The organism is Rhodococcus sp. DMU1, from assembly GCF_012272955.1.
GTDB lineage: Bacteria > Actinomycetota > Actinomycetes > Mycobacteriales > Mycobacteriaceae > Rhodococcus > Rhodococcus aetherivorans.
This window is the reverse complement of the sequence record NZ_CP050952.1, coordinates 577,662-596,355: the sequence shown is the minus strand read 5'-3', so window position 1 is coordinate 596,355 and position 18,694 is coordinate 577,662. Positions and strand designations below refer to the sequence as shown.

General features: G+C 71.0%; 19 protein-coding genes. 4 read left to right on the top strand and 15 right to left on the bottom strand.

Features of this window, described 5'->3' with window-relative positions:
- Nucleotides 1-3: 3 nt before the first annotated feature.
- Nucleotides 4-1,377, bottom strand: a complete 1,374-nt coding sequence (locus HFP48_RS02705; RefSeq protein ID WP_006932597.1) for an NAD(P)-binding protein — start codon at nucleotides 1,375-1,377, stop codon at nucleotides 4-6.
- Between the two features lie 224 nt (nucleotides 1,378-1,601).
- Here HFP48_RS02705 and HFP48_RS02700 point away from each other — a divergent pair, with 224 nt between their 5' ends.
- Together HFP48_RS02700 and HFP48_RS02695 are read left to right on the top strand one after the other, a co-directional pair.
- Nucleotides 1,602-2,855, top strand: coding sequence for a Mur ligase family protein (locus HFP48_RS02700; RefSeq protein ID WP_006934534.1), 1,254 nt, complete (start codon nucleotides 1,602-1,604; stop codon nucleotides 2,853-2,855).
- Nucleotides 2,848-3,555, top strand: a complete 708-nt coding sequence (locus HFP48_RS02695; RefSeq protein ID WP_006934533.1) for an amidotransferase — start codon at nucleotides 2,848-2,850, stop codon at nucleotides 3,553-3,555. Before HFP48_RS02700 ends, HFP48_RS02695 begins: the two co-directional genes overlap by 8 nt.
- A 174-nt stretch (nucleotides 3,556-3,729) precedes the next feature.
- On the opposite strand, the gene HFP48_RS02690 is transcribed toward HFP48_RS02695, so the two are convergent.
- Entirely contained in the window at nucleotides 3,730-4,446 is a 717-nt protein-coding gene (locus HFP48_RS02690; protein ID WP_050034479.1) for a GAF and ANTAR domain-containing protein, read from the bottom strand.
- A gap of 257 nt (nucleotides 4,447-4,703) precedes the next feature.
- Here HFP48_RS02690 and HFP48_RS02685 point away from each other — a divergent pair, with 257 nt between their 5' ends.
- Both HFP48_RS02685 and HFP48_RS02680 read left to right on the top strand, forming a co-directional pair.
- Entirely contained in the window at nucleotides 4,704-4,937 is a 234-nt protein-coding gene (locus HFP48_RS02685; protein ID WP_029547149.1) for a hypothetical protein, read from the top strand.
- 216 nt (nucleotides 4,938-5,153) lie between these two features.
- Nucleotides 5,154-5,294: a hypothetical protein gene (locus HFP48_RS02680; RefSeq protein ID WP_006934528.1), complete on the top strand. Its 141-nt coding sequence runs from the start codon at nucleotides 5,154-5,156 to the stop codon at nucleotides 5,292-5,294.
- 45 nt (nucleotides 5,295-5,339) lie between these two features.
- Here HFP48_RS02680 and HFP48_RS31450 read toward each other — a convergent pair whose 3' ends face one another.
- From HFP48_RS31450 to HFP48_RS02615, 13 genes are all read right to left on the bottom strand, one after another.
- A complete protein-coding gene (locus HFP48_RS31450; protein ID WP_246872509.1) occupies nucleotides 5,340-5,891 on the bottom strand; it encodes a hypothetical protein in 552 nt (183 codons plus the stop codon).
- A complete protein-coding gene (locus HFP48_RS02670; RefSeq protein WP_006947497.1) occupies nucleotides 5,881-6,420 on the bottom strand; it encodes a hypothetical protein in 540 nt (179 codons plus the stop codon). Before HFP48_RS02670 ends, HFP48_RS31450 begins: the two co-directional genes overlap by 11 nt.
- A complete protein-coding gene (locus HFP48_RS02665) occupies nucleotides 6,420-7,631 on the bottom strand; it encodes an MlaD family protein (protein WP_065923118.1) in 1,212 nt (403 codons plus the stop codon). Before HFP48_RS02665 ends, HFP48_RS02670 begins: the two co-directional genes overlap by 1 nt.
- Nucleotides 7,628-8,686: an MCE family protein gene (locus HFP48_RS02660; RefSeq protein WP_246872508.1), complete on the bottom strand. Its 1,059-nt coding sequence runs from the start codon at nucleotides 8,684-8,686 to the stop codon at nucleotides 7,628-7,630. The genes HFP48_RS02665 and HFP48_RS02660 overlap by 4 nt, the downstream gene beginning before the upstream one ends.
- The gene (locus tag HFP48_RS02655; RefSeq protein WP_246872507.1) at nucleotides 8,683-9,810 is read right to left on the bottom strand and encodes an MCE family protein; all 1,128 of its coding nucleotides are present in this window, start codon (nucleotides 9,808-9,810) and stop codon (nucleotides 8,683-8,685) included. Before HFP48_RS02655 ends, HFP48_RS02660 begins: the two co-directional genes overlap by 4 nt.
- Nucleotides 9,807-10,844 (bottom strand): MCE family protein, encoded by a 1,038-nt coding sequence (locus HFP48_RS02650; RefSeq protein WP_006947493.1) that lies wholly within the window; start codon nucleotides 10,842-10,844, stop codon nucleotides 9,807-9,809. The genes HFP48_RS02655 and HFP48_RS02650 overlap by 4 nt, the downstream gene beginning before the upstream one ends.
- Nucleotides 10,841-11,863 (bottom strand): MlaD family protein, encoded by a 1,023-nt coding sequence (locus HFP48_RS02645; protein ID WP_050034474.1) that lies wholly within the window; start codon nucleotides 11,861-11,863, stop codon nucleotides 10,841-10,843. Before HFP48_RS02645 ends, HFP48_RS02650 begins: the two co-directional genes overlap by 4 nt.
- Entirely contained in the window at nucleotides 11,860-13,158 is a 1,299-nt protein-coding gene (locus tag HFP48_RS02640; RefSeq protein WP_246872506.1) for an MCE family protein, read from the bottom strand. Before HFP48_RS02640 ends, HFP48_RS02645 begins: the two co-directional genes overlap by 4 nt.
- Complete coding sequence (locus HFP48_RS02635) at nucleotides 13,155-14,015, bottom strand: ABC transporter permease (RefSeq protein ID WP_006947487.1); 861 nt, start codon at nucleotides 14,013-14,015, stop codon at nucleotides 13,155-13,157. The genes HFP48_RS02640 and HFP48_RS02635 overlap by 4 nt, the downstream gene beginning before the upstream one ends.
- On the bottom strand, nucleotides 14,015-14,824 hold the full coding sequence (locus HFP48_RS02630; RefSeq protein ID WP_029547144.1) for an ABC transporter permease: 810 nt from the start codon (nucleotides 14,822-14,824) through the stop codon (nucleotides 14,015-14,017). Before HFP48_RS02630 ends, HFP48_RS02635 begins: the two co-directional genes overlap by 1 nt.
- A gap of 71 nt (nucleotides 14,825-14,895) precedes the next feature.
- Nucleotides 14,896-16,479 carry a fatty-acid--CoA ligase FadD5 gene (gene fadD5, locus HFP48_RS02625; protein WP_006947483.1) on the bottom strand — a complete coding sequence of 528 codons (1,584 nt, stop codon included), beginning with the start codon at nucleotides 16,477-16,479 and terminating at the stop codon, nucleotides 14,896-14,898.
- Between the two features lie 274 nt (nucleotides 16,480-16,753).
- Nucleotides 16,754-17,533 carry an enoyl-CoA hydratase gene (locus HFP48_RS02620; protein ID WP_168578980.1) on the bottom strand — a complete coding sequence of 260 codons (780 nt, stop codon included), beginning with the start codon at nucleotides 17,531-17,533 and terminating at the stop codon, nucleotides 16,754-16,756.
- On the bottom strand, nucleotides 17,530-18,513 hold the full coding sequence (locus tag HFP48_RS02615) for a nitronate monooxygenase family protein (protein ID WP_168578979.1): 984 nt from the start codon (nucleotides 18,511-18,513) through the stop codon (nucleotides 17,530-17,532). Before HFP48_RS02615 ends, HFP48_RS02620 begins: the two co-directional genes overlap by 4 nt.
- Between the last annotated feature and the right edge of the window lie 181 nt (nucleotides 18,514-18,694).

Below are 18,694 nucleotides of genomic sequence, written 5' to 3'. Positions count from 1 at the left end.
CGGCTACCGCAGGCTCGTCCCCACGCCTGCAGCCGACGTGTGCCGGCATCCACCCGGCGACGCGATCGGCAGCTCCTCGAACCGGCCGTCCGGGAAGCGCAGGTGTACGTGCACCGCACCGGCGACCACCCCCAGCGGCTCGCGACCCAGCAGGCGCGCGAGCACGTACGTCGCGCTCAGGCTGGTCACGTCGCGGATCACGCCCAGCGGCAGCAGCGAGCCCGTCTCGGCGAGCACCTCGCGCTCGCCCGCGCGCAACACCAGCCGCAGGCCCGGCGCGACGCCCTGGACGGCGAGCGAGACCGCGACGTTGTCCCGGTCGTCGGAGCCGACCGCGGCGAGCGCCGCCGCGCGATGCACCCCGACGCGTTCGAGCAGCCGCCGGTCGCCGCCGTCGCCGACCACAGCGGGGATGTTCAGGTCGCGCACGAGCCGCAGGTTGCGGGCATTGGTGTCCCGCTCGACGCCCACCACCGGGATGCCGAGGTCCCGCAGCTCCCGGCACAGCCGCAGGCCCACCTGCCCGAGGCCCACCACGATCACGTGCCCGGAGCGGGGCAGCGACCGGGGGCCGAGCAGCGCGGTCAGGCGGGGGCCCAGCAGCCGGTCCACCACCCCGGCGGTGAACATGGCGGTGAACACGATCGTCGCCAGCATCGCGGTCGACGCGATCGCGGCGTACGCCTCGTTGCCGTGCGGATCGGCCGCCGGGCCCACCGTCGTGACCACGCGGACCGCCTCGTGGAACGCGTCGATCGCCCCCTTGCCCTCCCCGAAGGTCAGCCAGGCCCAGTCGCCGAACAGCACCGCCGCCAGGCCGAGCAGCCCGGCCAGCAGGATGCGGGTGCCGGTCTCGTGGGTGCGCAGCACCGCGGTGAGCTGCCCGGCCCACCGCTGCCACACCATCCGTCGCGGTACCGCGACGGGCACCTCGTCGAGCACGTCGCCGGCCACGCGGATGCCGCGCGGTTCGCGGGTGGAGGTCACGGCCAGCAGGCCGGGTGCCACGCACGGCCCGGCCAGGGAGGCCACGGCGAGATCCGCCGGCGACGTCACGTCGCACTGCGGCAGGAACCGTGCGAGCTGATCGCCGATCGTGCGGTCGAAGATCGTCGCGACCATCGGTGCGTCCGGCTGCAGGTGCGCCGCGGCGAGCGCATACCGCAGCGCGACCACGTCGTCCTGCAGGAGCACCGCGATCCCGGCGACCGGCGGCCGGTCCAGGAGGGCCCGCAGCTCCTCGTCGTCGGGCCGGGGCGCGTGCCGCACCGCGCAGCCGAGGTCGACGAGCGAGGCGCAGACCCGGCGCGCGACGGTGGTGTCGCCCACCACGACGTACGTCCCGGTGTTCCCGCCGGTTGTATCCGCCTCCGCCACGGCGACCACCTCCCCGCCTCAGGGGACCACGCAACCTGCGGCGGCGCATCCGGCGGCGCGGTCGCTGTGAGCGATTCCCGCAGCGTAGCGGCGTGTGACCGTGCGGACACGGCCGCGCCGCGGCGGTGGACACGGCCGCGCCGCGGCGGTGGACACGGCCGCGCCGCGGCGGTGGACACGGCCGCGCCGCGGCGGTGGAGGCGCCGCTGTGGAAAACTCGCGACGTGGGTACAAGCACTCGAATCACCGGGCGCGGGCGGCTGGCGCTGCGCGCGGCGAAGGCCGCCTCGTGGGCGTCGCAGAAGGCGGGGCGCGGCAAGGGGTCGATGATCGGCGGCCTCGTCGCGCTGAAGATCGATCCGCGCCTGATGGAACAGCTCGGCCGCGGCCGTCGCACCGTCCTGGTCACCGGCACCAACGGCAAGTCCACCACCACCCGGATGACGGCGGCGGCCCTGGAGACGATGGACGCCGTCGCCACGCAGGCCGACGGGGCGAACATGGACGCCGGCATCGTCGCCGCGCTGGTCGCCCACCAGGAGGCGCCGCTCGCCGCGATCGAGGTCGACGAGCTGCACACCCCGCACGTCGCGGACGCCCTCGACCCCGAAGCGATCGTGCTGCTCAACCTCAGCCGCGATCAGCTCGACCGCGTGGGCGAGATCAACATGATCGAACGCAAGCTGCGTGCGGGCCTCGAACGCCACCCGGACGCGGTGGTCGTCGCCAACTGCGACGACGTGCTCGTCACCTCCGTCGCCTACGACCACCCGAACGTGGTGTGGGTGGCGGCCGGGGCCGGCTGGTCGGGCGACTCGGTCAGCTGCCCCCGCACCGGTGAGCCGATCCTCTGGGAAGACGGGCGCTGGCACAGTACGGGCTCGGATTTCGCACGGCCCGAACCGGATTGGTGGGTCGACGACGAGAATCTCTACGGGCCGGACGGTCTGGTGCTGCCGATGACGCTGACCCTGCCCGGGCGCGCCAACCGCGGTAACGCCGCTCAGGCGGTGGCCGCGGCGGTCGCCCTCGGCGCCGATCCGGCCGCGGCCGTCGCGGCCGCGGGTGTCGTCGAGGAGGTCGCCGGCCGGTACAAGACCGTGCAGGTGGGTCCGCATTCGGTGCACATGCTGCTCGCGAAGAACCCGGCCGGGTGGCAGGAGGCCCTGTCGATGATCGACCCGACGGTCGACGGTCTCGTCATCGCGGTCAACGGGCAGGTGCCGGACGGGGAGGACCTGTCGTGGCTGTGGGACGTGCGGTTCGAGCACTTCGAGGGCGTGCACGTCGTGGCGTCCGGCGAGCGCGGCACCGACCTGGCCGTACGGCTGACCTACGCCGGGGTCGAGCACACGCTGGTGGCAGATCCGATCCGGGCCATCGCGTCGTGCCCGCCGGGACGGGTCGAGGTCCTGGCCAACTACACCGCGTTCCGGGATCTGAACACTGCCCTGGCGAAGGGAGCCGCGCATGTCTGAGTCCACCGTCCGGATCGGGCTCGTGCTGCCCGACGTGATGGGCACCTACGGCGACGGCGGCAACGCGCTGGTCCTGCGGCAGCGCCTGCGGATGCGCGGGCAGGACGCCGAGGTCGTGTCGATCAACCTGACGGACCCGGTGCCCGAGTCCCTGGACCTGTACACCCTCGGCGGGGCCGAGGACTCGGCGCAGCGCCTCGCCACTCGGCACCTGCAGCGCCATCCGGGCCTGCAACGGGCGGTCGAACGCGGGGCGCCGGTGCTGGCGATCTGCGCGGCGATCCAGGTGCTCGGCAACTGGTACCAGACGTCGGCGGGCGAGCGCGTCGACGGCGTCGGCCTGCTCGACGTGACCACCGCTCCGCAGCAGACCCGGGCCATCGGCGAGGTGGTCACCACTCCCCTCGTCGAGGGCCTGCGCCTGCCGCTGACCGGATTCGAGAACCACCGCGGCGGAACGACTCTCGGCCCCGCCGCCCGCGCACTGGGCCGGGTCACCCGGGGCGTCGGCAACGGCGTTGGCGACGGCGTCGAAGGGGTCGTCCAGGGCTCGGTGGTCGGCACGTACATGCACGGCCCGGTGCTGGCCCGCAATCCCGAGCTGGCGGACCTGCTGCTGACCCGCGCGCTCGGTGTGGACTCGCTGCCGCCGCTGGACCTGCCGGAGGTCGAGCAGCTGCGCCGCGAGCGGCTCGCCTGACCCGCCGCTCGGACGAGACCACCCCCGGACAGGGGTTCGGCCCGGGAATCGCTTTCGCAACCTCCGGGCCGGATCTCTGCTTCACGAGCCTCTGTCGTCCTCGGACGTCTGCTCGATTCGCACTACTGATGTTACCTGCATCACACCCCGATGGCAAGGGGTGGGATCCGGGGTTCAGCTACTCCCCTTGATCTCGCGGCGATGCTGGTCGACGACGGTGCGGGCCAGCTCCGCAACCTTGACGTTGACCTGCTGCGACGTCCGGCGGAGGAGATCGAAAGCCTCGTCGTCGGAGATCTTGTTCAGCGCCATGAGGAGCCCGATCGCCTTGCCGATCTCCCGATTGCTCTCGATGCCGTTGCGGAGCGAGGCGACGTCCTCGCCGCGGGAGACGGCGGCGACGCAGACGGCCGCGAAGGCGGCCAGGACGGTGCCGTTCGCGGCGGCCGCGAGGTCGAAGGCCCCAGGCGTGTCGGAGAACAGGTTCAGCGACCCGACCTTGCGGTCGTCGACCCGCAACCGGAATCCCATCGCCCCCCGCACGGGCGTCTGCTTCACGACGCCGGGAGCCAGGTGCGGCCACTGCTCGGAGACGCTCAGGTCCGGCTCGATCTGGGCGGCCTCCTCCTCGATCGCATCCAGGCACGGCCCCTCGCCGGTGGCGCGCTCGAGGTCGTCGACGTGCCGCGCGACGGCGTCGGAGGCGCCGACGGTGACGTACGCCCTGCCTTCCCGCAGCATGAGGCTCGCATGGTCGCAGCCGGGAACCAGCATCGTGGCGGCCACGCAGATCGCCGCGTACGCCTCCGAGGGCTCGGCGCCGCCATAGACGATCTCGGCCAGTGCGGCGAACACCGTCGCCGGATCAGCCGCGGACTGTCCGTTCTGCATGAGCGCTCCTCGACCTCTTCGCCGCGCCCTTCCGTGCGGGGCGTCGGATCGCCATTCAACCAGAGACGCCGGAACACCCCCCTATTCGCCCGGACGGCGAATTCGCTTCCTACATGCGAATTCGGGGCGGTCCGGCGGTGCCGCGGCACGAGTTGGACATCCGTTCGAGTGGCGCCGGTCGCTGTGATGCGGTACAACACATCGGCATTGGTTTTGTGAACCAAGTCACGATTTGTTTGCAGGGGGATAAACCGAATATGACAGGCACGGCAACGCGCCGCCACACAGCACACGACGAGGACGCCCGGAGCACCCCGTTGGTGCTCACGTCCACCACCGGCGCATCGACGTCGGGGTGGCGCTCCGCCCTCGGGCACGCACTCGGCACCGCCGTCTCCGTCAGCGCCGCGGCCCTCATGGTCACCGGCCTGACGGCGATCGGCACCACCACCACCGTCACGGGTCTCGTGTCCTTCCTCCGGACGAACTGATCGTCCCGGTCGACCGAGCCCCGTCCATTCCGACACCACAGACAGGAACAACACCACAGATGCACACCTCCGCTGTCGCCGCGGCCCGTCGCTCCATGAGCACCGAGGAGATCAAGGCCCGCATCGAGGCCATGTTCGCGGAACACGACCAGCAGGAGCACCCGACGGCCGACTGACCCTCGGCAACTCGGGCCACACGTCGAGAGGAGAACCGAAATGAACGCGAACGTGGTCCAGCTACTGCTACTGCTCGGTGCCGCACTGGGCGGCACCGCGGCCTTCAAGGCCTACCTGGTGCGATCGGATTCCGAGCATCCGCACCTGTCCGACGACCTGGGCCCCCGGCCCCGGTACTGACGAGACGGCACCCGCCCGGGAGACTCCTCTCCCGGGCGGGACTTCTCAGCCCGGGCCCGGACGGCCCAGCCCTCGGAGCACCGTGCGGGCCAGTCCCGACACGTCGCGCCACGGTCCGTGCAGGACCGGCAGTATCTCCGCCGGCAACCGGGTCAGCTGCCGGCGGGTCGCCGACACCGGGGTGAGCAGCCAATCGGCGGTGTCCACGATCCGTTCGATCTTCCGGAGAGTGAGGTCCACCCGGTCGATCGACGCGCCGAGCCGGTCCACCGCCACGGCGAAGTCCCCGAGCTGCTCGTCGAACCGCCCCAGCACCCGGTCGAAGTTCGCGAGCGAGACGCCGATCCCGTCGGCCACGCCCTCGATCCGGGCGATCGTCACGTCCGCGTTGAGCGCGGCCTGTGTCAGCCTCCTGATCCGTCCCGACGTACCGTCGCCGGGTCCGGTCAGGTCCGCCATGTCACCGCGCCGCGCCATGTCACCGCCCCGCGCCATGTCACCGCCCCGCGGCATGTCACCGCCCCGCGGCATGTCACCGCCCCGCGGCATGTCACCGCCCCGCGGCATGTCACCGCCCCGCACGCCGTCATTTCGCATCCGCTCCCTGCAGCAGCCACCGGTCGTCCACCCGAGCGAGGGTGATCAGGAACCGCGTCGCGTCGACCCGCCCGTCCGGCACCGCGACGTTCTTCACGTCCTGGTCGAGGAACACGAGCACCGTCGCGCGATCCGCGTCCAGTGTCTCGACCGCGGCGTGCGACACGGTCGCGACGGACACGCCCTGCCCGTTCTCGACGAGCCCGCGCAGGTCCCCCGCGACCGAGCGGTACTTCTCGGCGAACTCCCCGGTGGAGACGTCGGTGACCGCGGCCAGCGCATCGTCGAAATGCTGGTAGTCGTAGGTGCCGAGGGCGATCGCGTACTCCCGCGCCCGGTCCAGCGCGTCGGCGCGCAGGCCCTCGGCCTGCTCGGCCTGCCACCACCGGAATCCGCAGAAGCCGGCGGCCGCGGCGAGCAGCACGATCAGTGCGGGCGTCAGCCATCGCCGCACCCGGGAGCGCGGGGCCGGCGGATCCGGCGGCGCGGTCGCGGGGGTGTCGTCGACAGTATGGTCCGTGGTCGGCATCAGTTACCCAGTCCTTCCAACAGCTTCTGCCAGTACTGCAGCACCTCGACTCCGGTCGGGACGAGCAGCGGGTCCTGCGCCATGTCCGGCCCGGTCACCCTTCCCGGGGTGCTCTGGTGTTGCAGTCCGAGGTCGTCGGGCCGCGGTGCGACGCGGGCGCCGCGCTGGGCGAGGTCTTCGCCCGGGGGGCAGTAGAGCGACAGGTTCGGCGTGCGGGGGCTTTCGTCGCCGACCGCACGGCGCTGTGTGTCGTAGTAGCAGACCGGACCCTGCGTGGCGACGAGCGAGAAGTCGCCGCGGTCGCCCTTGACCACCGAGGTCAGATCGCCGAGTGCCGCAGGGATCGAGTCGAGGCCGGCCGCCAGCGCCGGGGTCCGCGGGGCGAGCACATCGCCCACGGTCACCAGGTTCGTCAGCAGCAGCCCGTAGTCGTCGCGGGTCTCGGCGAACAGCTCCTCCGTCTTCGCCAGCGTGTCCGGCGACCGGTCCAGCAGGTACACGAGCGCGTCCCGGCTGCCCACGAGCTGATCGGAGACGTCCCGGACGGCGCGCATCGCACCCGGGAAGGTGCCGGCGTCCTCGGCGAGCGTGTTCACCAGATCGACACCCTGTTCGAGGAGTGCCGCCAGGGCCGGCGCCCGTTCGGATGCCATCGTGGAGAGGGCGTCGGCGTTCTCGATCATCGACTGCAGGTCCGCTCCGGTCCCGGCGAGGGCGGTGCCCCACGTCTCGCCGAGCGTGGCGACGGACTGCGGATCGATGCTCTCGACCAGTGCGCTCATCCGCACGAGCAGCTGATCGAGGCGCAGTCCCTGCTCGTCCGCCGGGACCTCGACGGTGTCGCCGTCCGTCAGGTAGGGGCCGTCGGCGGTCTGCGGTTCGATGTCGAGGGTGAGGATGCCGATCGCGGTCGCGGTTGCGATCCGTCCGGTGCTGCCCACCGGGATGCGGGTGTCCGGATCCAGCACGAGCACCGCCGTCGAGCCGCGACCGCCGTCGTCGATCGTCACCGATTCGATCTCCCCTACCGCGACCCCGCGGTAGGTCACCGTCGTTCCGGGGCCGATACCGCGGGCGTCGACCAGGTGCGCTCGCACCTCGATGCCGCCACCGAAGCTCTGCGGGCCCAGGACGTAACGGACGCCGAAGGCGGTGGCCAGCAGGCCTACCACAACGAACAGTGAAACCTGCACCAGCACCGGGCGTTTCATCGAACACCGCCCCGAAGCAGGTCCGGCAGCCCCGCCGGGACGGTGACCGGCGGCGACTCGCCGAGCATCGTCACCGGAACGCCGCCGGTGAGCAGCATGTCGATCGCTCCCGGCACGTCCAGGGCGCCGTCGAACAACAGGTAGTCGCCGTGCACGGACCGCGCGAAGCCGTCCATGAAGGCGTTCATGTTGGTCAGCGCAGACCCCACGGTGTTGTTGAAGTCCCTTATCCCGGACAGTATTTCGTCCAGGTCGTCGACCGCTCCGCCGATCCGGCCGGAGTCCGCCAGCACCGTGTCCAGCGAGGTGAGCACCGACGAGGTGCTCGAGACCAGCGACCGGAGGTCCTGCTCCTGAGCGGCGAGCAGGTCCACGACCTCCGCGCTGCTCGCCAGACCGTCGTCGATCAGCTGTTGCTGCTGCGCCAGCCGCGCGGCCACCGCGTCGGTGGCCCGCAGCGCCCGCGAGATGTCGTCGCCGTTCTCGGCGGCCAGCGCCATCGTCCGGTCCGTCCGCTCGAGCAGTTCCCGAACGGTCTGCCCCCGGCCGCCGAAGGCGGCGTTCAGCTCGGTGGTGATCGTGCGCAGCTGGTCCAGACCGCTGCCGTTGATCACCTGTCCGAGCATCGCGAACGTGGCCTCGAGTTCCGGCCCCATCTCCGTCCGGTCGATGACGTCGCCGTCGGCGAGCAACTCCGGCGACGGCTGCTCCGGCAGATCGATCTGGACGAACGGGTTGCCCAGCGCGGACGGCAGCCGCACGGAGGCACCGACGTTCGACGGAAGCGCGGCCCATTCACTCATACTCAGTTCGAGGAAGGCCCGGTGCCCGTCCGTCGAGATCCCGTGGACCCGGCCGACCACAGCCTGACCTGCCCGCACCTCGGTGCCGGGATCGATCCGATCGGCTCCGTCGAACACGGCGATCACGCGGTAGGTCTCGCCGGCGCCGCTGCGTCCCGTCGGCAACTGATGCAGACCCAGTCCGCAGCCGGTCACCGAGACGGCCACCGCGGTCAGCGCAGCGACGAATCCCATTCTTCCCCAAGGGCTCACCGGACGCCTCCCTCGTTCAGCGCCCGGTCGAGCGACTCCGGCACGAGGTCCTGGAGCGGATCGGACAGGTCGAAGGGAACGGTGATCGGGTTGGTGAAGCCGGCGCCCGTGCACAGGGGAAGGCGCTCGCGCTCGCAGAGTTCCCTCGCGCGGGGAAACTGGCCGACCTGGGTGGAGATGTTCAGGCGGATACGCGCGGTGGTGTCGGCGCCGATCGTGTTGTCGATGTTCTGCATCGCCAGCGGCAGCACGTCCATGAACTCGGCGAAGTCGACCTCGTGCTGTGCGAACTGCCCGGTGAGGACCTGGGCGTTCGAGACGACGGCGGCGATGTCCTCGCCGCGGGAGCCGAGCAGGACGTCGAGCCGATCGAGGATGGTCGTCAGCTGACCGATCGGCCCGGCGACGTCGAGGTTCTGTCGTTGCATCTCGGCGCCGAGTTCGGACAGCCCCCCGGCGAGCTCGGACAGGGAGCCCTGCCGGGCGTCGACGGCGGCAACCGCGACGCCGAGGTCGTCGACGAGGGCACCGATGTCCTCGGACCGGGCACCGAGCACCGAGCCGGCCGCCCCGAGCGCGCGCAACGCCCGGTTGATCTCCGGCCCGAGACCTGCGGTGGCGTCGGCGGCGAGGTCGAGGGTGGATCCGAGCGACCCGGATTCCGGTCCCAGCGCCGCGGCGATCGTATCGACGCTCTCGAGCAGTTCGTCCCAGTTGATCGGCGCGTGACTGCGTTCGGGCGGAATGACATCGTCGCCCTCGAACCGCGGTCCGGCGGTGTACACCGGGCTCAGTTCCACGAACCGGTCGCTGATGATCGACGGGTTCATCACGAACGCCGACACGTCGGCCGGCAGCGTGATGTCGTCGGGGATCCGCATCGTCACCTCGACCACCGTTCCGGCCGGTTCCACGGCTTCGACGGTGCCGACGGGCAGGCCGAGGACCGCGACCTTGCTCCCCGGGTAGATGCCTCCGACGGACGCGAACTCGGCGGTCACGGTGCGGGTGCGGTCGGTCCCGACGAACACGTACCAGGCAGCGGCAGCACACAGCGCCGCGACGACGACGATCCCGATACCGCGCAGCAGCCGGGTCTTCCGCGTGGTTCCGACGGTGGTCACCGGCAACCCTCCATCACTCCGAGGGCACACAGCAGGTTGTCCGGGATCGGCCCGGCCGGGGCGTGGACGTCGACCCAGTTGCCGTTGCCCGAGGCGTCGGCCGCGGCGCGCAGGGCGGGCGGAAGCCGGGTCATCAGCACGTCGATCTGCTCGGCGTTGCGGTTCAGCGTGTCGGTCACCGACCGCATGTTCCCCAGCAACGCGTCCATTTCGCCGGAGTTGTCGGTCAGGAACGTCGCGGTGTGCTCGGTGAGCAGCCGCAGATCCTCGACGAGTTGCACGAGGGATTCCTTACGGGCTTCGAGGATCGACACCACGGTCGTGGCGTTCTGCACGAGCAGCTCGACGTCCCGGCTCTGGCCCGCCACGATGGACGTGAGCGACTTCGACGCCTGCAGCAGGGAGTGGATGCGGGCGTCGTTGCGGGACAGCATCTCCGCCGCGGCGGTGGCTCCGGCGAGCGCATCGGCGATCCGGCCCGGGTCGGACGGCACGGCCTCGGCCAGGGTGTGCATCATCGCCTCGAGGGCGGGCACGTCGAGTTCCCGGGCCACGTGCTGCGCCTCGGACGCGAGGTCGTCGAGGCTGTACGGAACGGAGGTCCGCGCCAGGGGGATACGCCCGCCGGGCAGTTCTCCGGCACCGGCGGGCGTCACCGCCAGGTAGATCTTCCCGAGGATGGTCCTGAGCCGCACCTCGGCGGTCGTCCGGTCGCCGAGCGGCTGGCCGCCGTCGACGCGGAACGTCACGATCACCCGGTCCGCCGCGAGCTCGAGGCTCTCCACCCGTCCGGCGGGCACACCCGCCACGTACACCGGATCGTTGGGTTGCAGACCGGCGGCGTTGGCGAATTCCGCGGTGTAGCCGTTCGTCCGGAGCAGGTACGTGGCCCGGGGCGCGGCCAGGGCGACGGTCATCACCAGGGCGACGAGGACGATGCCCACGGCCCCGACGACGAGCGGGTTGCCGGCGCGGCCGCGGCGGCCCGCGAACACGGCCCGCAGCGCGTCGCGAATCTGCTGCGCGCGCCTCATCGGCACACCTCCGAGTACGTCGAACCGAAGATGTTGGTTTCGAAATCGCCTGCCTTGATGGTGAAGTTGCACATGTAGAGGTTCAGCCAGCCGCCGTAGTCGCTGATGCGGTTGAGGCTGTCGGCCAGTTCCGGCAGCCGGCGCACCGCCTGCTCGAAGTTCTCCGTCTGCGGGATCCAGGCGTCGGTCATCACCCGCAGATCGGTGACGGACCGGTCGAGGGGCGCCATCGCGCCGGCCATGAGCACCGCCGTCGAACGCACCGCGGTGCTGCCACGGTCGACGAGCGTGGCGAGTTGCTCACCGTCCCCGGCGAGTGCGTCACCGACGACGGCCAGCCCGGAGAGCAGCCGGCTGATGTCCTCGCTGCGCCGGTCCGCCACGGCGACGAGCGTCTCGAGATTGCCGACCAGACTGTCGAAGACCTGCTCGTGGTCGGCGATGTCGCTGCTGACCGCGGCGATGTGCAGCAGCAGGGAATCGAGGGTGCCGCCCTGCCCCTGGAACGCCTCGATCACCGCGGTGGCGAGCGCATTGATCTGCGCCGGATCGATCGACTCGAACAGCGGCTCGAATCCGTTGACGAGCGCGGTGAGATCCAGGGCGGGTGCGGTCTGCTCGATCGGGATCGTCGCGCCCTCCGGCAGTACCGTGCCGGTGCTGCGCTCCGGCAGTGTCAGCGCGACGTACCGGACGCCGATCATGTCGCCGTAGTTGATGTCGGCGGTGACATCGGTGGTGAGCTCGAATTCCGAGTCGATCTCGAAATCCACCACTGCCCGCGAGGTCCCGTCGTCCCGGGGGGCGAACGTCACGTCCGAGACGCGCCCGACGCGCACGCCGGCGAGCGTGACGTCGCTGCCGGGGCTCAGCCCCTCGATGTCGGTGAACTCGGCGGCGTAGTCGCGGGTGGGCCCGGTGACGGTCCTGTCGAGGGTGTTGCCGACGACGACCGCGGCGAGGACCCCCACCGTGCAGAACGCCGCCAGGCGCAGCGCCGGCCGGAGCAGCGTGTTCACGAGACCGCCACCTCCGTGCCGCGGACCAGGGGTGCCAGCAGAACCGAGGCCGCGGTGGACGGGTCCACCTCCGTCGCCTTCGGGTCGGACGGATCCACACCGCCCGCGATCTGCTCCAGGTAGCCGAGGGTGTCGCGTTCGGTGGCGGCCGAGAGGACCGGCCGGCCGTCGACCGGGTCACCGCAGTTCGCGCCGTCGAGCCCGGGGTAGCGCGGGCAGTCCGCCGCGGTATACGGCATCGGATCGGAGAAATCCACGACCGCGGTGATGTCGAACCGGCCGGTGGCGAAGACCCGCGCGCCGGCGTCGCCGAAGGTCGTGAGGTAGCGCAGGGTGTCGTCGAGGCCGGTGGTGTCCGCGGCGAACGTACCGAGCACCGGGCTGCCGGTGCGGACGACCGAGATGATCCGGTCGGTGTTCTCCGACATCAGCGCGGAGCCCTCGGCGGCCAGGCCGGCGCCGCCGCGCAGCAGCCGCGCGATGCCGTCCCGGCGCTCGAGGACGATCTCGGAGAGCGTGGCCGCGTTCTGCATCGTGCCGATCATGTCGTCCGTCGCTGCGGCCATGGCCTCGGTCACCGCCGCCAGCTGCGGCGACGCCGCCAGGCCTGCGTCGATCCGGGGACCGAGCTGCTCGGTGAGCGCGGCGGTGCGGTCGAGGGTCCGGCCGAGGGTCTCACCGCGGCCGGCGAGCGCCTGGCTCATCGCGTCGAGCGCGACCGCGAGCCGGTCCGGGCGCAGTTCCTGCAGCAGCTCCGTGGTGGTGTAGTACAGGCCGGCCAGTTGCACGGCCTCGGCCGAGGTGTCCGCGGTGACCTGCGCACCGTCGCGCAGGCGCGGCCCGGCGGCGGGGTCGCCGGGCGGCACCAGTTCGAGGAAGACGTCACCGAACAGGGTGCGCGGCACGATCCGCACCCGCACGGCTGCCGGGATGTTCCGGATCGCGTCCGGGTCGAGCTGCATCGTGATACGCGAGCCGGTGACACCCGCGTCCAGGTGGGCGAGACGGCCGACGTGCACGCCCTGGTACTGCACACCCGCGGCACCGAAGATCACCCCGGCGCCGGCCGGGACGACGGCGGTGATCTCCGGATCCCTCGACAGCCCACCGGATCCGGAGACGACGAGCAGTCCGCCGGTGACGGTGAGCACCGCGACGGCGAGCGCACCGACGACGGCCAGCGTGCCGGTGCGCAGTCCGAGCCGGCGACTGCGGCGGGGCGCCGCGGACCGGGTCCGGCCGTTCGGCGGGATGCCCGTGCCGGACGGAGTCGTCCGGTCGCGTTGGGTCGTCACGCCAGCCCCACCCCCGGCACGGTGGGCACGAGACCCCACAACGCGAAGGTCAGGACCACGTCGGTGATGCCGATGGCCAGGATGCTGGTGCGCAGTGCGCGCCCGGCGGCCCGGCCGACGCCCTCCGGGCCGCCCGTGGCGTGGTAGCCGTACGAGCAGTGCACGATGCCGACGATCACCGCGAACACGACGGCCTTGGTCAGCGAGTACCACAGGTCGGCCGGGGAGAGCGCGAGGTGGAAGTAGTAGTCGTAGGTGCCGGCCGAGTTGCCCTGGAAGGTGACGACCACGAGGCGCGTCGCGACGAACGCGGACAGCAGGCCCACCATGTAGATCGGGACCACGCACACGGCCGTGGCGATGAGCCGGGTGCTGGCCAGGAAGGGCACCGACTTCACGGCCATGGCGTCGAGGGCGTCGATCTCGTCGGAGATCCGCATGGCGCCGAGCTGCGCGGTGAAGCCGGTGCCCACCTTCGCGGCCAGGGCGATGGACGCGACCACCGGCGCCAGTTCGCGGGTGTTGGCCAGAGCGGAGAGCATGCCCGACAGCGAGGTCATCCCGATCAGTTCGAGACCCCGCTGGGTTTCGACTCCGACCATCATCGCGGCGACGGCGGACATCGCGAACACGATGCCGATGGTGCCGCCCCCGGCGAGCAGGGAGGCGTAGCCGAAGCTGACCTCCCCCACGTGGTACATCACGTGCTTGAAGTAGCGGCGCAGCGCCGTGGGGACACCGGCGATCGCCTCGACCGCGAACACCACGTGCCGGCCCACCGTGGCGAACGCGCCCACGACCCCGGTCAGCGACCGATGGACGGCCCGGGCCTGTGTCACCGCCGAACAGGAGAGCATCAGTACGTCCCCACGGCCGGCACCATCACGGTGTACATCTGGGACAGAACGGTGTTGACGACGAACACCATGACGAATGCCAGCACGACCGCCTCGTTGACGGCGTCGGCCACGCCGCTGGGACCGCCCTTGGCGTGCAGGCCCTTGAACGCGGCGATGAGGGCGGAGGTGATCCCGAAGAACGCCGACTTGACCATCGCCGTCGCGAAATCCGACAACCGGCCGTATTCGCCCAGGGTGCGGAGGAATCCGCCGCCGGAGGCATCGTTGAGGTAGATCTCGTACAGATAGCAGGCGCCCACCCCGACGAGTGTGACGAGCGCGCAGAGCATCACCGACACCAGGACCGCGGCGAGCAGCCGCGGCACGACGAGGCGCTCGATGACGTTCAGCCCCATCACCTCCATCGCCTCGATCTCCTCGCGGATGGTGCGTGCGCCGAGATCGGCGCAGATCGCGGAGCCGCCCACGCCGGCCAGCATGAGGGCGCACACGAGTGCGGCCGCCTGTCCGACCACGACGAAGGCGACGATCGCGCCGGAGTAGGCGCCGGCTCCGAGCTGGCCCGCCAGGGATCCGACGGAGACCGCGATGAGCACCCCCACGGGCAGCATCAGCAGCAGGGCCGGACCGCTGCACACCTTGGCGATGAACAGCGACTGCGTGATCGTCTCGCGGAGCGAGAGGCGACGGCCGACGACGACGCGCACGGTCGTGGCGAGGGTCTCCACCGAGAACCCCACCAGCGCACCCACCTGGATCGCCAGGTCGTGCACCGGCCCCCTCGCCTTGGGCAGCTCGAACGTCACTCCCACACTCCCGTACGCGTCATCGCGGCGTCCCCCGTCCCCCGATGGAACCTCTTCGGCCCCTGCGGTCTTCAGCCCTGCACAACCGCCGACAGGCCGCCGCGCAGCTGGTGCTTGACGACCTTGCCGCTGGCGTTGCGCGGCAGGGCCTCGACGATCACGACCTCCTTCGGATGCTTGTAGCGCGCGAGCTGCGCGTCGAAGAACGGCTGCAACTCGTCGAGCGTGAGATCGTCGTGGCCGGGCCGCAACGCGATCACCGCGACCGGCACCTCGCCCCACTTCGCGTCCGGACGCCCGATCACGGCCGCCTCGAGGATCTTCGGATGCGAGAACAGCACGTTCTCGACCTCGGCGCAGTAGATGTTCTCACCCCCGGAGATGATCATGTCCTTCTTGCGGTCGACGACGTAGACGAATCCCTCCGCGTCGACGCGCACGAGGTCGCCGGAGTGGAACCAGCCGCCGTGGAACGCATCCGCCGTCGCAGCCGGGTTGTTCCAGTACTCGCTCATCATGGTGGGCCCGCGGTAGACGATCTCGCCGACCTGACCGGGCGCCACGTCGTTCATCTCGTCGTCGACGACGCGCGCCTGGATCGTCGGGATGACGCGGCCGACGGAACCGAGCTTGCGCAGCGCGTCCGCGCCGTCCAGCACGCAGGTGATGGGCGACATCTCGGTCTGGCCGAACACCGCGACGTTCGACGCGTCGGGGAACGTCTCGGCCATGGCGCGCAGGATGGTGTCGGACGACGGCGCCGCGCCCCAGGAAATGTTGGTCAGGGCCAGCTTCCGCGGATTCGCCTGCTGGGCGGCGCACACCGCCTGCCACTGCACCGGCACGAGGAACAGGTTGGTGACCTGCTCGGCCTCGAGGACGTCGAGCAGGTCGTTCGGGTCGAACGCCCCGACCGGATGGATCACGGTGGTAACGCCCAGCATCAGGTTGGGCGCCATCGCGCCGAGCGCGGCGATGTGGAACATCGGGGAGGCGCAGAACCCGACGCCGGACTCGTCGAACAGGTGGAACGCGCGGATGCACGTGAGCGCCTGCGCGGACATGTTGCTGTGGGAGAGCACCGCGCCCTTGGGCCGGCCCGTGGTGCCGGAGGTATACATGATCAGGGCCGGGGTGTCGTCCGGGACGTCGACCGCCGGGTGGGGGTCGCCCGCCTCGGCGATCAGATCCTCGTAGGCGAGGCCGTCGCCCTCGGGGATGCCGCCGACGGTGACGGACAGTTCCAGGCCTTCGCTCTCCGCACGGGCCGCGGCGGCCAGCGGAGCGAGCGGCGCTTCCACGACGATCGCCTTGGATCCGCTGTCCCGCAGCAGGAATGCCACCTCGGGTGCGGTGAGGCGGAAGTTGACCGGGACGGCGATCGCACCGAGGGCGTTGGCGGCGAGCACGGTCTCGAGATACTCGGGACGGTTCAGCATGAGGACGACGACCCGGTCGCCGAAACCGACGCCGCGCCGCGCGAGGGCGTCGGCGAGCCGCTCGACCCGCTCGTGCAACTCCGCCCACGTGATCGACCGGCCCTGGAACCGCAGCGCAGTGCGGTCCGGGATCATCAGAGCGTGCCGAGCGACGTGGTTGTTCCAGTTGTTGCGGCGCAGGCGCTGGGTCTCGGCGAGGGCTGACGGGGTGACCATGAGGGTTCCTCTCGGGGCGTGACGGGGGTGCCGACGGGACGCGATCCCGGTTCTCGATGTGAGGCACATTACAGGCATCGGCCACATTCGGCCACCACTTTGTTAATCGAAATTCTCATCCGATCTGACCGTCGATGCAGGGGCGGGTGCACGCAGCACGGGACCGCTCTCCGGCATGAATGTTACTGCTGACCAGGGGTATAACAGAGATCCTCGGCGCAGACCCGCCCCTCGGCGGCCCGGGCACCCGGGCCTGGAAGTATGCGAGCGATCGTCAGGAGAATCGGGGTGGGCGCTTCTCGAGCATGGCCATGGCCGCCTCGGCGAAGTCCGCCGAGGCGAGCAGCTCCGTCTGGCCGCTCTTCTCCCGTGCCAGCGCGTCGTCGAGCCGGCCGAGCGTCGCGGCGGCGAGGGCCCGCTTGGTCAGCGCGACGGCGCGCCGCGGCGTGGTCGCCGTCCGGGCCGCCACGGCGTCGACGTGCGCGGCGAACTCCGCGTCGGGCAGCGTGCGCGCGACGAGGCCGAACCGGTCGGCGTCCGCGGCCGAGACCCGCTCGCCGAGCAACGCCATCTCCGCGGCCCGCGCACGTCCGACCGCGGCAGGAACGAGCAGGCTCGCGCCGCCGTCGGGCATCAGCCCCATGTTCACGAACGACAGCAGGAAGTAGGCGCTCTCCGTGGCGTAGGTGAGGTCCGCCGCGACAGCCATCGACACACCCACCCCCGCGGCCGGGCCGTTGACGGCGGCGATCACCGGCACCGGAACCGTCGCGATGGATCGGATCACCGCGTTCGCGGCGTCCATGACCTCGGACGGGTCGGCCGGGTTCGTCGCCGCCGCAGCGATATCGGCTCCGGTACAGAACGCGGTCCCCTCGCCGGTGAGGACGACGGTGCGAACCCGGGGATCGGCGCCGGCCTCATCCAGCGCGGCGCCGAGCGCCCGCATGGTCGGCAGGTCCACGGCGTTCATCCGCTTCGGCCGGTCGATGGTCAGACGCAGGATGCCGTCGGCGAGTTCCGACCGCAGCCCCTCGACGGTCGGCGTACTCATGCCCGGACCCCCTGGCCGACGAATCCGCGGAGCCGGTCCTCGATGATCGACTCCGCCTCGGTCACCATGCGGTCGACGAGTTCGGCCACGGTCGGGATGTCGTCGATCAGGCCCTGGCTCTGCCCGGCCGTCCAGATGCCCGCCTCGAGATCGCCGTCCTCGAACACCTTCCGGCCACGCTCCCCGGCGACGAGGTGCGCGATGTCGCCGAACTCGGCTCCGCGCGATTCGATCTCGACGACCTCCGCGCTGATCGAGTTCGCCGCCACGCGGGCGGTGTTGTGGAGGGTGCGGAAGATGAGCCTGGTGTCGCGTTCGGTGTTGGCGACGATCTGTTCCTTGACCGCGTGTGCGACGGGCGACTCGACGGTGCACATGAACCGGGTCCCCATGTTGATCCCGTCCGCGCCCAGGGCGAGCGCGGCGACGAGGCCGCGCGCGTCGGCGATGCCGCCCGAGGCGATCACCGGGATCTGCAGTTGCCGGGTGGCCGCGGGGATCAGGACGAGGCCGGGCACGTCGTCCTCGCCGGGATGGCCGGCGCACTCGAACCCGTCGATGCTGACGGCGTCGACGCCGACCCGTTCCGCCTTGAGCGCGTGCCGCACGCTCGTGCACTTGTGGACGACCTTGACGCCGGCGTCCTTCAGGTGGGGCAGATGGTCGACCGGGTTGGAGCCGGCGGTCTCGACGATCTTGATGCCCGACTCGATGATGGCCTGCCGGTACTCGGTGTACGGCGGCGGGGTGATCGACGGCAGGATCGTCAGATTGACGCCGAAGGGCTTGTCAGTGAGCTCGCGGGTCCGGGCGATCTCCTTCACGAGGTCCTCGGGCGTCGGCTGGGTGAGCGCGGTCAGGAATCCCAGGGCGCCGGATTCGGCCACGGCGGCGACGAGCTCGGCGCGACCGACCCACATCATCCCGCCCTGGACGATGGGGTGCTCGACCCCGAATGCCTCGGTGAATCGGGTTCTCACTGGACCTCCTCGGATCCTGGACCTGCGCCGCGAGCGCAGGGGACGGACACGTCCGGCGCAGCACCGGGTACCGTGATGACTTCAAGAATTCCCGTTAACTTTCGCGGTGTGCGGTCTTGTTTGTCAAGGGCTCTCCGCAGGCCTTTCCACGGAGCGGCCCGAGGGAATTCGCCGCCGCGGA